This is a genomic window from Corynebacterium sp. (assembly GCF_030530965.1).
Lineage (GTDB): Bacteria > Actinomycetota > Actinomycetes > Mycobacteriales > Mycobacteriaceae > Corynebacterium.
Genome location: NZ_JAUMTY010000001.1, coordinates 136,355 through 151,143, shown reverse-complemented (window position 1 = coordinate 151,143; position 14,789 = coordinate 136,355). Strand labels below are relative to the sequence as shown.

The 14,789-nt window shown below is 54.8% G+C and carries 12 protein-coding genes; 10 read left to right on the top strand and 2 right to left on the bottom strand.

Features of this window, described 5'->3' with window-relative positions; genetic code table 11:
- The coding region (locus Q3981_RS00630) for a GDSL-type esterase/lipase family protein (protein ID WP_303122831.1) at positions 1-818 on the bottom strand (818 nt) is incomplete at its 3' end.
- 244 nt (positions 819-1,062) lie between these two features.
- Entirely contained in the window at positions 1,063-2,385 is a 1,323-nt protein-coding gene (locus tag Q3981_RS00625) for a threonine/serine exporter ThrE family protein (RefSeq protein WP_303122829.1), read from the bottom strand.
- A 223-nt stretch (positions 2,386-2,608) separates the two neighbouring features.
- Between Q3981_RS00625 and Q3981_RS00620 the strand changes: the two genes are divergently transcribed.
- From Q3981_RS00620 to Q3981_RS00575, 10 genes are all read left to right on the top strand, one after another.
- On the top strand, positions 2,609-3,946 hold the full coding sequence (locus Q3981_RS00620; protein WP_303122827.1) for a DUF4921 family protein: 1,338 nt from the start codon (positions 2,609-2,611) through the stop codon (positions 3,944-3,946).
- A gap of 135 nt (positions 3,947-4,081) precedes the next feature.
- Entirely contained in the window at positions 4,082-4,387 is a 306-nt protein-coding gene (locus Q3981_RS00615) for an urease subunit gamma (protein WP_012731451.1), read from the top strand.
- A gap of 18 nt (positions 4,388-4,405) precedes the next feature.
- Complete coding sequence (locus tag Q3981_RS00610; RefSeq protein WP_303122823.1) at positions 4,406-5,617, top strand: hypothetical protein; 1,212 nt, start codon at positions 4,406-4,408, stop codon at positions 5,615-5,617.
- A gap of 33 nt (positions 5,618-5,650) precedes the next feature.
- Positions 5,651-7,840: an urease subunit alpha gene (gene ureC / locus Q3981_RS00605; RefSeq protein ID WP_303122821.1), complete on the top strand. Its 2,190-nt coding sequence runs from the start codon at positions 5,651-5,653 to the stop codon at positions 7,838-7,840.
- 28 nt (positions 7,841-7,868) lie between these two features.
- Positions 7,869-8,672 carry an urease accessory protein UreF gene (locus Q3981_RS00600; protein WP_303122819.1) on the top strand — a complete coding sequence of 268 codons (804 nt, stop codon included), beginning with the start codon at positions 7,869-7,871 and terminating at the stop codon, positions 8,670-8,672.
- Positions 8,673-8,704: 32 nt separating this feature from the next.
- Positions 8,705-9,352 (top strand): urease accessory protein UreG, encoded by a 648-nt coding sequence (ureG, locus tag Q3981_RS00595; RefSeq protein ID WP_303122817.1) that lies wholly within the window; start codon positions 8,705-8,707, stop codon positions 9,350-9,352.
- Positions 9,353-9,355: 3 nt separating this feature from the next.
- Positions 9,356-10,411: an urease accessory protein UreD gene (locus Q3981_RS00590; RefSeq protein WP_303122815.1), complete on the top strand. Its 1,056-nt coding sequence runs from the start codon at positions 9,356-9,358 to the stop codon at positions 10,409-10,411.
- Positions 10,412-10,548: 137 nt separating this feature from the next.
- The gene (locus tag Q3981_RS00585; protein ID WP_303122852.1) at positions 10,549-12,225 is read left to right on the top strand and encodes a cytosine permease; all 1,677 of its coding nucleotides are present in this window, start codon (positions 10,549-10,551) and stop codon (positions 12,223-12,225) included.
- 222 nt (positions 12,226-12,447) lie between these two features.
- Positions 12,448-14,241, top strand: a complete 1,794-nt coding sequence (locus tag Q3981_RS00580) for a hypothetical protein (RefSeq protein ID WP_303122813.1) — start codon at positions 12,448-12,450, stop codon at positions 14,239-14,241.
- A 123-nt stretch (positions 14,242-14,364) separates the two neighbouring features.
- Positions 14,365-14,789 (top strand): M20/M25/M40 family metallo-hydrolase (locus Q3981_RS00575; protein WP_303122851.1); only part of this gene is annotated, 425 nt, incomplete at its 3' end.

Genomic DNA, 14,789 nt, shown 5'->3' with positions numbered 1-14,789 from the left:
TTATCGGGCAGACCAAGCAACGAGCTGCTTGACTGGCTGCCGATGCCACCGTCGCACCAACCTTTTTCCTCGTTCGGAGGAGCAACATACTTCACGCCAGTTTGCTGAGCAGCTTCCTTCATGACGTTGTTCACTTCGTCGATGGTCTCTGCGACGTAGGCACGTTCATCGCGGGTAGCGACACCATCGTGGATGCACCAGATGTCGGCTTTCGCAGCGTTCATGTATCCAGTGATCACGACCTCCGCATTCGGAGCGCGGTGCTTGATGTCGTTGATAATGTCAACTTCGCGCTGCAGCAGGGTACGGCCGTCAGGACCGGGTCCGTAAATCGACTGCTTCATGATTGCCTGGGTGCTCGTTCGGCAGTCCACGCCTAGCCCGGTCACAGCCCGGAAGAAGCATGCAGGGAAGGCAAAAGCTGTACCGGCGTCGTTACCGCCGAGGGTGAGAGTCACCAATTTTGTATCGGGCGTGACACGCTCGCGTTGTCCCGTCAAGGCAGAGAATGGAAGGGCATGGTTCTGCGGCAAGTCATAGTTGAATGTGAATGCCCACGCGCATGTTGCATCATCCAATTGGAGTCCACGTTGCTGAGCCAATTTGTGGGCGTAGTTATCAGTGGACGCTACACACCCCGGGTTCTTGTCGAGCTGTGGCGTAGTCAACGCCCCTACCGAAGCGTACGAGTCACCCAACGCGACGTATTTGTCCCCTTGTTCAAGAGCGCTAGCAGCTGGTGTAGATGCCACAGCTCCCATCACTGCTGTACACGCAGCCAAAGCAAGCGAACCGATAATCTTCTTCGGAGATTTCATTTTTCCTTCTTCCAGGGGTGCCAAGGGACGACTAATTCTAAAATGATAGCATCTCCAAACAGAAATCACAGCGAATCTGCAGCTATATTCATTAAGCAGTGGCGGGTGACAACGGCTCCATAACCTGCGCCACCACGGCTTTTACCGGCCACAACTCATCCCCCATTCGGCTGTAGCCACCTCCCCTGCTACCAGCATTTTCGCAACCGTCGTAACTTCGCTCTTAGGTATGCTTACGCACCTTTTAATCAGCCGAATGATCGGGACGACGCGCGAAATCAATGTACCTATGCCGGGCCCACGAATCATCCGCAGCGAGCCGCGCAATAACCAAACCCGCCGCAATGGCAAACACCTGCAACGACGCGGTCACCGTGTGAGTGAGCGCGTCGTTAATATTGCCGTCATTAAGGTAATAAATTCCTCGGAACATTTCCGTCCCTGGAATCATGATGACGACTGCCGGTATCGTCACCGTGATACGTGGAATATACGAGCGATCACGAATTAAATTAGCGATTAACCCAACACATAGTCCCCCAATTAATCCTGCAACCTGCGTCGGAATTCCTATGAATAAACAGGTAAATTTAACGACGTTCGCAATCGCACCCACTACCGCTGCAATAGCAATCATTCGTCGTGATGAATTGAAAAGCATGGCGAACCCGGCAACACCACAAATGCTCGCTATTCCGGCAACGATAAGCCATGACCACTCGGTCGTCCCACTTTGAGCCGGCACTGACGGCTCAAGACCCGTGCATGCGGAGACAATCCAGGCCGCCATGGTTGCTGAAACAATGATCTCGAAAGCGTAAACAAAGCGCTCCCACCCCGCGGCAATATCTAATCTGGCCAGGTCAACCAAAGCAGTAAACAGCGGAAAACCGGGAATCAAGAACAACATAGCCGCCACATAGCCCTGGCCCAGCGTTTGTTCTGACCGCCCCCAGGGAGTCACAAAGAAGAGCTGACTTAAACCGAAATACACCAGACAAGCGACAATGCCCGAAACCGCCGTCGTCCCTAATTGATTGAAACGCTTACGAGCAAAAAACATCCTCACGGTTTGGCCGCACAAAGCGCTAAAAGCAACTGCTACAGCCGAATCAAAACTAAACCGATTCAAAATTGCGAACGCCGAACACGCCACCGCCGCAGCACAGGCAAGTGCAACCCGACTCCACCTGGTTCGTCGATTGTTCTCGATTTTATCGAGCTTTTCGTGAACCCACTCTGCCGTAATTTCAGAGGGAAGATGGTGAGTCAGATCTTCGACAGCTTCAATAAGAGAAGAATCGACGCCGTACTTCTCTAAAGTGCTGATTTCCGTTCGGAAGTTATTCCCTCTGCGCCCCGTAAAGCGGATACTCGACATCGTGATCGACGCGTCGAACCGATCGAAACCCAAGGACCGGGCCGTGCGTTTCATCGCCCGAATAACTCGATATACGTCGGTCCCAGCAGAGAGCAAGATCTCACCCACGCGTAACACAGCATCCGCATCGATCCCCATGCGGGGGTCACGCTCGTGGGGCATAAGCTGCTGACCTTCAGTATCCACTATTCATCGCCCTTTATGTCTTTAGCCGTTGTCTTTTCTTCTTATTTCCGACAAAACAAGAAATGACCGACACTGTCCAACAATGTTTTAGCAACCGTGCTCATTTAACACCGACGCACGCATGAGTTAAACACCGACGCACGCGTGAGCGCCGAAACGGCTCCGTCATGTCGTCGGGAACCAGGGTCGCGATCATGTCATCCACCGGCTAAAGTTTTCGCTCGTGAGTACTCCTGTCGCCCTGCCTCTCGCACCTCTAACAACTCTTGCCGATGGAACCATCAAGCAGGTCAACCCTTTTACAGGAACCGAAGTGTGGACTGTACCTGGGCGCGGGAACCGACCAATCTCACACCCCACCCCAGAAGAGCACCCGGTCACTGCGCACGATCGTGACCATGAGTGCGCATTTTGTTCCGCGCGATACAGAGAGACTCCTCCGGAGAAAGCGCGAGTTGTCGTCGACAATAACAAGTGGAAAACCCTCTACCGGTTAAAAGAGAGTCAACTGGATGACTCAGTCGCCGAGTTCCGGCGTGTTCCCAACCTCTTCGAGATTCTCGGATACGAATATTGGCGCGCAAACCACGGATTCGCGATGGATCCGGAGACCTCAACGCACATGAACGATTACCTCAGCGAACCTGCCGGAAGGCAGCACGTGCTGAACATTATCGCGACACGTCTACGCTCCGCGGGAACACCGGAATCGGAAATCAAAGACACGCCGGAAACCGAGCTTCTCAAACGCGCCCCCGCCTACTTTGCTGGTGGACACGACGTCATCGTGGCCCGTCGGCACTTCACTGACGACGCCACCTCGAGCGGCCAACTCGCCTCCAGCGGCACGCTAACGCCGGAAGAGCACTACCAATTCATCAACTTCACTGCCGACGCAATGCGTGACCTCTATTCACGCAACCGCTACGCACGATATGTGGCCGTGTTCCAAAACTGGCTGAAGCCTGCGGGGGCAAGTTTCGACCACTTGCACAAGCAACTCGTCGCTATCGACGAGCGCGGGGCACAAGCTGAACTCGAGATCGCGCGGCTACGGTCCAACCCCAATATGTACAACGAATGGGCCGTTGATTACGCCGGCTATCACAATTTGATCATCGCCGAGAACACCCACGCCATCGCTTTCGCTGGGTTCGGGCACCGCTACCCGACTATCGAGATTTACTCTCGATCAGCAACCTGTGAACCGTGGAAGCTCAGCGAAGAAGAGATGCGAGACATGAGCGACCTCATTCACGCCTGCCACGCGGCAACCGGCTCAGACGTTCCGTGTAACGAGGAATGGCACCACAAACCAATTGACCTCGATATCCCTATGCCATGGCGAGTAATGATCAAATGGCGCGCATCAAACCTTGCCGGTTTCGAGGGATCGACCAAGGTATATCTGAACACCATTTCGCCGGAAAATATCCGACAGCGCATGTCGAAAAGGCTTAGCCAATTGCGCGAGGACGGTCGACTGGCTGATTCAGTTCGTATCGCTGGCGAATTGACGTACCGCCGTAATTCACTGAAATACAATCCGGCTCTTCGGTAAAGATTTACATACTCGCAACACAAAACAAACGATTCATTCTTCACATGATGGCAGAGTGAGGGGCGACCATCATGCCGAGCCAGGGTTGTACACATCACACCCGGAGCTTTGTTGCGCGCGTAAGGAGCCATATCAATGAATCTCTCTCCTCGTGAGACAGATAAATTATTAGTATTTCTTGCAGCTCAAGTGGCTCAACGTCGACGGGAACGGGGTGTCAAACTCAACCACCCCGAAGCAATTGCTTTAATTTCCGACGCTGTCATAGAAGCAGCACGCGATGGCAAGAGCGTGGCCGAAGCAATGCACATCGGGACGACGGTCCTCACTGCCGACGAGGTACTGGACGAAGTCCCAGACATGGTCTCTCTGGTCCAGGTAGAAGCGACTTTTCCCGACGGAACAAAACTCGTCTCCGTCCACGACCCCATCCGCCACTAGACGCGACGGGAACTACCGATGATCATTCTTTTTTGTGGCGCCGAAGCCAACAATGACGAGCTCATTCGCGAAGCAACTGCCCGTCTCCGTCGGTTCCGTCTGGTCAATGTAGCCGAAATTGGCATACCGGGAACGGACTCAGCGGCCCATGGTTCTATGCCATGCGGTCATAATCTCGAGCCGATCGTTCTCGCTCACTCAACAAGTGAAGTAGCACAAGCTCTCACCGTCGCGGATCACGAGGATTCTGCAGACGAGGACGACCATTCACCGTCGACCTCACCTGATAATCAGCCTCCCACTGTCATCATCCCCATGACCGCGGGACGAGACCTCCACAGCATTACAGCACTAGCGCAAGCGATCCAATGGTGGAAACGCAGCCGGCCCTCGGCGCGAGTGATTATTTCTGACCCGATCGGGAACTCAACGACACGCGTATCGGCTCTACGTGCAAACATGCGCTCCCATCCGGCACATTCGTACGTCGTCGTATCAGTGGCTTTAGATCCTTTTTTCGACGCTGATCTGTTTCGTGATGCCCGGCTGGCATGGCAGTACAGCAATTCTGAGACTTCTGTGGCCTTTAATGGAGCGGCTCCCAGCCTTCCGGAGGCTATTCACCGTGCTGAGATTCTCCTTGAGGACCAGATGGGCAACCAGGCGAACGAGTCCGGCGTGGAGCGAATCGTCGTTCTTAGAGCAGACCTTCTGCCGCCGAATAAAGACGGTTATCAAGCTGATGGACGAAGCTATCACGAGGTCGCGTTATGGTCGCCGGCGGCACTCGCTGTGCTGATTGAGACAAATGTTGTTCGTGCTCGTGAGGCTGCTGCCGACGTATTCAATTCCTCGGCGGAGAACGATGCAGCTCATGGCATTGATGGCAATCAATCCTCTGACGATCCGTCATCACGCCACGGTGGCCAGTTCTTCCCCGTCGTGGGATTGGAAGAGGCACTGTGGGCTGATCATGATTCGGGCTTCGCGCATAGTCATGCGCATGATGAGGATGACTCTGAGGATGGGCATGCTCACTCGCACACACATCCCCATAGTCATCCGCACCCCCACACTCATTCACACCACCACCCTCATCCCCACACGCACTCGCACTCGCATACGCATTCCCATGGCCATGCCCACCACCATGTCGGACATACCCATTCCCACGACCACTCACACAACTACCTTCACGAACACGAAACGGGCTCGTCTCAGAGCCGTTAGAACAATAAACCGCCACGCCATCACGAGGACATCATGAGCACTGTAAATAGATATATTTACGACGACGGAACAATCACTATTAACCCGGGTAAAAGGACACTCACGCTACGAGTCACCAATACCGGGGACCGGGCCGTACAAGTGGGAAGCCATTTCCATTTCTTCGAGGCGAATCGCGAATTACTCTTTGATCGTCATCGGGCATGGGGTATGCACCTCAATATTCCAGCGGGATTAGCTGTCCGATTCGAACCCGGCGATTCGAAAGAAGTTCAATTAGTTGATTTCGGTGGGCGCAGAATCCTGCATGGTTTTAGCGCTTTGGTGGAAGGTGACCTCGACGATCCTGCCATTCGTGAGCAGGGTTTCCAACGAGCACAGGAACGCGGTTTTAAAACAGAATCTGTCCCTGACGACGAATTGCCCGCCGACCGGGGTCCGTACTCTATTTCCAAAGCGGAATATGGTTCCATTTATGGCCCGACGACGGGCGACCGCATTCAGCTTGCTGACACCAACCTCGTTATCGAATTAACTGATGATGCTAATTCGCGAGCGTATGGGGACGAATCGGTGTATGGCGGCGGCAAAGCCATTCGAGATGGGATGGCGCAGGACCCTCAAGCTTCTGATGCGGAATCCGTCGACACTGTTATTACGAGTGCGCTCATCGTTGATGCGATCACGGGGATTATCAAGGCCGATATTGGGATTAAAGATGGGCGAATTGTCGGAATTGGCAAGGCCGGGAACCCGCATACCCAGGATGGCGTTGACCCTCAGCTAATCATTGGGCCCAATACTGAAGTTATCGCAGGCGAACACCGAATTGTGACTGCCGGCGGGATTGATTCGCATATCCATTTCATTTCTCCTCAGCAAGCCGAAGAGGGATTATCAAACGGAATTACGACGTTTTTCGGCGGCGGAACCGGTCCTGCCGAAGGAACAAAAGGGACTACCTGCACGCCGGGAGAAAGTTCCATCAGCATGATGCTGCGAGCTGCCGACGATATGCCAGTCAATGTCGGAGTGCTTGGCAAAGGATCGGGCTCGCTTCCCGAAGCTTTAGAGTCGCAAATTGCAGCTGGGGCCGCAGGATTAAAAATTCATGAAGACTGGGGAGCAACACCAGCCGTAATTGATAATGCTCTCGAGGTCTGCGACGAACATGATGTTCAGCTTGCCATCCACACTGACACGCTGAACGAAAGCGGTTTCTTCGAGGACACGCGCGACGCCATCGGGGACCGAACGATTCACACCTTCCACTCCGAAGGCGCTGGTGGGGGCCATGCACCCGATATCCTCCGTGTGACGGGGATGCCCTCGGTGCTCCCCGCGTCAACGAACCCCACTCTCCCCTACACAGTCAATAGTGCCGAAGAGCTCCTCGACATGGTGATGGTTTGTCACCATCTGTCTCATGACATTCCGGAGGACGTATCTTTCGCGGAATCTCGCGTCAGACCCGAAACTATCGCTGCGGAAACGGTTCTTCACGATAGAGGGGTCATCTCTATTTTCAGTTCGGATTCACAAGCGATGGGCCGTGTTGGGGAGACCTGGGCACGTGCCTTCCAAACTGCGCACCATTGCAAAGCAGAACTCGGTCCCCTCCCCGAGGACTGCCAACCAACCCCTGAGCACTCGGCGTCAGCTGAGTCAACAGACTCCACGGACACAGAGTCCACCTCACGCAATGACAACCATCGCGTCCTCCGCTACGTCGCTAAGGTGACATGCAATCCCGCGATCGCCGCCGGGGTCAACGACTACATCGGGTCATTGGAAGTCGGAAAAGTCGCCGATATTGTTCTGTGGCCGGTGTCGTCGGTTGCTGCAAAACCGCAGCTCGTGATTCGCAGCGGTCACATTTGTTGGTCCCTGATGGGCGACCCCAATGCTTCTCTCCCCACCCCGGAGCCAGTCGTGTACCGACCCATGTTTGGCAATCGCGGTCACGCGCTTCCCCACAGCCGGATCACGTTCATGTCTTCCGAGGCTATTAACGACGGTGTGCCCGACAAGTTGGGCCTCACCAGCACAGTTTTGCCTGTTCACGGTTGTCGACACATTGGAAAGAAGGACATGGTGAGGAACTCTGAGCTACCGGAAATCACCGTCGACCCCGATACTTACGAGGTTCGGGCGGACGGTGAACCGCTCACCATCGCGCCCGCTCACAAGCTTCCCTTAGCTCAACTGCACTACTTGTTCTAACACGACACATCGGTGACAGCTTTGAATCATGTCTTCTTCCAATAATCTCGACGCGACCGTGAACAGCACCGATAGGTCTGGACGGCAATCGATGTTTCCGGCCTTCCTATCAGCCCTCCAATGGACAGACACGGCGTTCCCTTCGGGAATGTACACACTCTCGCACGGGCTAGAAGGGCTGTCTCAGTGCCATTGGCTAGACAGCGCCTCTCTCATAGACACTGTTCGCGAGCTTATTACCGACGTCGTCGCCCCTACCGACGGAATTGCAACGGCCTTGGCGTGGACCTGGGCTCAGGAGTGGCGACAATCCGCGTCCGACACTATGCCCGCGAGTGTCTCTACACACTCCGCAACGGGGACGCTTCGAATCATCGACGAGGTCCTACTGGCAACAAAACCTAGCGATAATGCACGGCGCGGGAGTATGCGCGTCGGCAAGCAATTATTGTCGATGGCCGACGATGTGCTGCACCCCGATGACGACACACCGCTAGGAACACTGATCAGCGACGTACGCAAAGGAAATGTCATAGGCAACCAGGCAATAGTCGCTGGAGTCATTCATCATCACAATGGATTGCCCCGGGAAATGGCGGTGTCCTGTGAACTGTTTTCTTTCGCGGCTGGAGCCTGTTCCGCGGCGGTTCGTTTAAGCGTGGCTGACCATATCAGTGCCCAGCAGGTCGTGAATGAGGTGGGATCAGACATCGCCGAATGCGTACAGATGTGTTGCGATTCATCAGTTGACGATATAGGAACACTAAGCCCTGCTTTGGATGTTGCGTGTGCGGCACATGAATCCGCTCCCGCACGACTATTCATTAATTAATTATTACTAGTACGAATTGTGAGGATTTCGCTATGGCACAGAATGACCCAAGCCATGAAGAACACTCGATTTATCGCATCGGATTTGGCGGTCCAGTCGGCTCAGGAAAGACAGCAATTATCGAGGCACTCGTGCCCACGTTGATCGAGCAAGGTCATAGCGTGGGAATTATCACGAATGATATCTACACCCAAGAAGATGCAAACCATATCCGTCGGGAATTAGATGGAATTCTCGATCCGGCGCGAATTGTCGGGGTAGAAACAGGATCCTGCCCCCACACGGCTGTTCGTGATGATCCGACGATGAATTTGATGGCGGCAGCGGAGATGGTGGAGCGCTTCCCCGATATCGACACTTTGTTGTTCGAATCGGGTGGCGATAATTTAACGCTTACTTTTTCACCGGCGCTTGTGGAAACATACGTGTTTATTCTTGACACGGCGGAAGGTGACAAAATGCCTCGGAAACGGGGACCGGGCGTCACGGAGTCGGATCTTCTCATTATCAATAAGACGGATATTGCGCCCTATGTCCGATGTGATCTGGACAAGATGGTCGCGGACGCGAAAGAGGTGCGCGGTGGTCTCCCCGTGTTACCGACGAATGCGTTAACGGGCGATGGCCTCTCCGAGCTTGCTGAGTTTGTGGAAACACAGCGAAAAGCCCATCAGGGGTAGGGCGTGGCACCCCAGACACAAGTGGGGAGCAACATCTCCTCCCCCACCTTTGCTTCCCTCTACGACGCGGCGGCTACGCTTCCCATTCCGCCAAGGATCGCCAAGGAACTTCGCAGTCAGCCAATGTCCGGTGACCACAGGGCACTTCCGGTCGGTTCCCCTGGCAAAGTCGGTTTTCTGTACGCCCGAGTGGACTCACCTGAGGATAAGTCGGTGGGGAAAAGATCAGTCGTCGCGGAGAAAATCGTGAAAGCTCCGCTTGCTCTGATGCGGCCACTGTACACGGACCCGCACCAGCCTGGCACACCGCTGCTCTACATCATGACGACTGGTGCTGGGCTTGCTCACAATGATCGGCACCTTGTTGATATTCGCGTCGGCGAAACAAGACCGGCGTCGGCTCTTATCACCACTCAGGCGGCGACGCCTATACATCGCATGGATGTGGGGCTAGCGATACAACACGTGAACCTGACTGTTGGCCCGGGAAGTACTGTCGAATACATGCCTGACCACGTGATCCCCTATGGGGGTTCCCGGGCTCATCTGTCTATGAGAGTAACCGCTGCTCGAGGGGGCTGCGCGATAGTCAGCGATTGCATTGCGGCTGGGCGACTGGGACGCGGTGAGTGGCACCGCTACGACGCGTTGTCCATGGAAACACGAATCGATCAACCGCGTGCCAATCACCCGCATGATTTCGCGCAATTAAGGGAATCCGACTGCAGGCCGCTCGTTATCGATCGCGGACTATTGCGACCGCATACGGGCAGTCGGCTGCTCGGCATGCGCAACTATGGTGCATGGTCCAATGTCTGGATAGTTGCGCCTTCACCGCAATCTACCCAAGCACTTCTCGACGTGCTCCGACGCTTGCCCAAGTCCGATTTTCCGGTATCAGTTCGGTGGGCTACATCTACTCTCCCCTATGAATCTGGGGTCTGGGTGCGGATTCTTGCCGCCACTGCTGATGAGGCACGAATCGCTCGTGACCGGGTGTGGACCGCGGCGCGAGAAATCCTTCTTTCAGCACCAGCGCCACGGTTGCGGAAGTACTAATTCTTGACACGTCTTCGTCCCACGGGTCGCTGGTGATCGTTTCCGCGTAGTAACGCGTTGTTTACCTAGGTCACCTGATATTCATACAGTGGGAGCGCGTTCGTGACATTAGCCCCATAATTTACGTGTCTATGACGATGACAGACACTACCCCGGTACGTCCCGCGACGACGCCGGTAACTCCCCAGAACGCTCCCACGCCTCACCAGTCCCAATCCAGTTTCGGTGACGACTATCCCCTCCGGTTCGCACCGCGGCACTACCGGACCTGGGCAACGTCCGCAGTCGCAGCGTCGGCACTCGGCGGCATCGCTTATCTCGCTGATTTCTCTATCGGAGCTGGGATCGGAATTGCGCACGGAACAGTGAATGCGGTCGGCGGAATTCTTATTGCCGCGGTATTAATCTTCCTGTCGAGCTTTCCCCTCGCCGTCTATGCGGCTAAATACAATCTAGATCTCGACCTTATTACACGGGGAAGCGGATTCGGCTATTACGGATCGGTCGTCACGAATATCATCTTCGCTTCGTTCACCTTTATTTTCTTTGCCACTGAAGGTTCAATTATGGGACAAGGGCTCAAAATGGGTCTTGGAATCCCACTATGGGCCGGGTACTTGGTCTCTTCGTTGATCGTCATCCCGCTGGTCATGTATGGGATGAAGTCTTTATCAAAGATTCAGAAAGCAACGAATCCACTGTGGATCGTGATGATGGTTCTGCCCCTCATCGTCCTGATTATTCAGCATCCATCGAGTGTCCATACTTTTGCTCACTACGCGGGAAATGGTCCCGGCCATGCGGATTTCGCATCCATGATGTTGGCTGCCGGTGTCTGCCTCTCACTGACAGCACAAATTGCCGAAAACATTGATTACATCCGTTTTATGCCGCCCAAAACCCCGGACAACAAACGCAAATGGTGGACCGCTGTCATCCTCTCGGGCCCTGGCTGGGTCATCTTCGGCGCCACCAAGCAAATCATTGGTGTTTTCCTCGCAGTGTATGTCATGGCTGTTCTCAATGATTCTCCTGGAACAGCCAGTGAGCCGGTCCACCAATTCTTCGCCATGTACACGAATATGATGCCGACCTGGCTTGCTATCACCCTCGCCGTGATCCTCGTCGTCATGAGCCAAATCAAAATTAACGTCACAAATGCATATAGCGGTTCACTGGCGTGGACCAATGCGTATACGCGCTTAACTCGTCGCTATCCGGGCAGGATCGTCTTTGTCTTTGTCAATGTTGGTATCGCACTGTCTCTCATGGAATTCAATATGTTCTCCATGTTGAACTCCATTCTTGGGTTCTATTCCAACGTTGCTATCGCGTGGATTTTCACGGTGGCGTCTGACATTGCAATAAACAAATATGTACTCGGCATTTCTCCCCGGTATCCAGAATATCGGCGCGGAATGATTTTCCCGATCAACCCTGTGGGAATCGGAGCACTATTGCTCTCTGCCACCACCTCAATCGCTGCGTACTTCGGTGTCCTCGGCGCGACCATTCAGCCCTACTCGGCACTCCTTGCAGCCGCTATCGCGGTCGTCGCCACACCACTAATTGCCATCATCACCCGTGGGCAGTTTTATCTTCGTCGAACCGACGACGGCGTAGACTCCCCTCTTTTCGATGATCACGGAAATCCATCGGATGAGCTCTTCCGATGCTGTGTCACCGGAGAAATGGTTGAACGTCCCGATGTTCTCGCGTCCGCTGTTCCTTCCCCTACAGGTGAAAAGCAGTACATTTCCTCGCTGGCTCTTACCACCGATCGGCAAGGCCGTCATGTTCTTCCGGTTGAGTGACTAACTACAACGGGGGTATCTCGGTCATCGACTACCCCTGTTTTCTGCTTTCTCGATACAGCTCAGTGCACCACAACATTTCGCATTGTTACAGTAAATACGGTAAAGCCGTTAAAAAGGTTCCATTGCATACAGTTTTGCCTACAGTTTCCTCGTTCACGCACTGTTCTGTCGTCGCACGATGGGGACACCACTGGTGTTTCAACCCGCAGGAGAAAATACATGTCATCCTCACGTCCTTTTGCCCGACCAGTCACACGCCGGACATTCTTAACGACAGTGGGCGCGGCCGTCACAGCACTCGGAGCTGCCGGAGTAGCCGGAAGCCTCAGCGGCTGTTCAAGTAGCTCAGGCGGTGGAGGCAATGACACCGTCTCAACGAAGAAAGTCTCGGACAAAACGGACGTCATCGGCGACGACCCCACAGGCACCAAGACGAGTTCGACATTCCTCGACTCAGCAAAAGCCGCTGTCGTCACTGGACCCAATGCCGATTCCGCCACGCGCGCACGGGCCTGCAACCTGGCCGCCAGTGCTGGAGTTCCCGTTTTCCTCATCGACGCGACTAACGAGGACGACTCCCGCAAAGACATTGAGTCCGAACTTGATCGATTGGGAGTCGACGACATCGTCACCCTCAAAGGCGATTCACTCGGCTCACTGTCTTCCTCGGCGAAAACTCACGAAACGACGCCTGATTCCTGGCCAGATGGATTAGACAAAGGTCAATACTCTTTCCGCGACCTCGTGATTATTCCGGATGCCCCCATTGAAGGCGACGGATCCGGGACTGCGCCGGCAGCGGCGGCCAGTGCGGCGGCGAGCACATCGAGTACCACAAGCGCGTCGAAGCCGTCGTCCAGCGCTAAAAAGAGCGCGAACAGCAGCGCACCGAGTACTCCCAACCTTCCCACCACATCCGATGGTGCACCGTACACTCCCCGCCCGGTTCTCACAGCACCGTGGAACCCGGACAGCAAAGCGGACAAAGAGCCTGACTCTGACGGACACGTCTTCGTCGCTCCCGCCACGAGCCCCGCAAGTTTCACGAACGCATCCGTCGCCGGCCAGAACGTTGTTCGCCTCCCCGCAGCCGACCCCCGCGCCACCCATGAGTCAATCGAGATCGTCAAGAAGGACGACCATGTCATTGCACTGGGCGAATTGTTCGGCAACAAGGACACGCTCTCTCGTCGTATCGACAAAGCCAAGAGCATTGACAAAGAACAGCCAGGTGGAGGCGGACTCGTCACGCCTGGCCGGCACATCGTCGCACTTTACGGCTCCACCGACGGACCTGACCTCGGGTGCCTCGGGGAGCAAGGAAAAGATGCGTCTGTCGCCCGGGCGAAGAAAATGGCCAAGAGCTACGAAGCCTTCACAGACCAACCTGTGATCCCGGCGTTTGAAATCATCGTGACTGTTGCGTCGTCGGAACCAGAAAAGGACAACTCGTACAGCCGCTTCATCGATTCCGACACCGTCGAGCCGTGGATTGATGCTATCAACAAGGCCGGCGGGTATGCGGTCATTGACCTTCAGCCTGGGCGCATGACCCTCCTGGAACAGGCAAAGAAGTACGAGAAGCTGCTCAAAAAGCCCTATGTCGGACTGGCACTCGATCCCGAGTGGCGTCTCTACGGTAACGAACTGCCCATGGAGCAGATCGGTCACGTCGACGCCCAGGAAATCAACGACGTTGTTAAGTGGCTGGACAAACTCACTGAGGACAACAAACTGCCGCAGAAGCCCCTGGTCGTTCACCAGTTCAAGGTTCATATGATTCGCAACCGCGACAAGATGATCCCAGGTACCGATAACATTGCGATGGTTATCCACATCGATGGCCACGGATCGCAATCCATCAAGCTGGATACCTGGCACGTGATCCAGCAGGATTTGAACCCCAAGATCAGCCTCGGGTGGAAGAACTTCTACGACGAGGACAAGCCCATGCTCGATCCGAAGGACACGATGGCGATTAAACCTCGCCCGGACTTCATTAGCTATCAGTAACTCACCCGCTGCCCCGGGGCAGATTGCTGCCTGACTCTATCGAGGATGGTGCGCCTACACTGGTAAAGCACATCGCGTCCGATCAGTGAACGGATACGGTTCACCAGAAGATGGAGGAAAAGAATGACAAACACTGCAGATATAGAATCCATCGCTCATGTTCGTGCCCCAGGTGCAGCCATTGCGGAGCTGCTTGATGCCAACCCGGCCGACCTCAGTTGGCAGCAAGAGTTCTATACCTGGATGCATTCTCATCCCGAGTTATCTGAACGCGAAGAAAAAACTGCGATTGCCATACGCGAGCGGTTGTCTCACTACAACTGCACTGTGTCGCGTCCCATAGGTGGGCATGGGCTCGTGGCAACGATCTCTAATGGCGAGGGACCGACGATTCTCTCGCGCGCGGATTTCGACGCCCTACCTGTCACCGAAGATACCGGCGCGCCCTACGCTTCCACTGTGCGCACGACTGGGCGTGATGGCAACGAAACTGGTGTCATGCATGCCTGTGGGCACGATATGCACACCACCGCTTTGCTCGGGGCGGT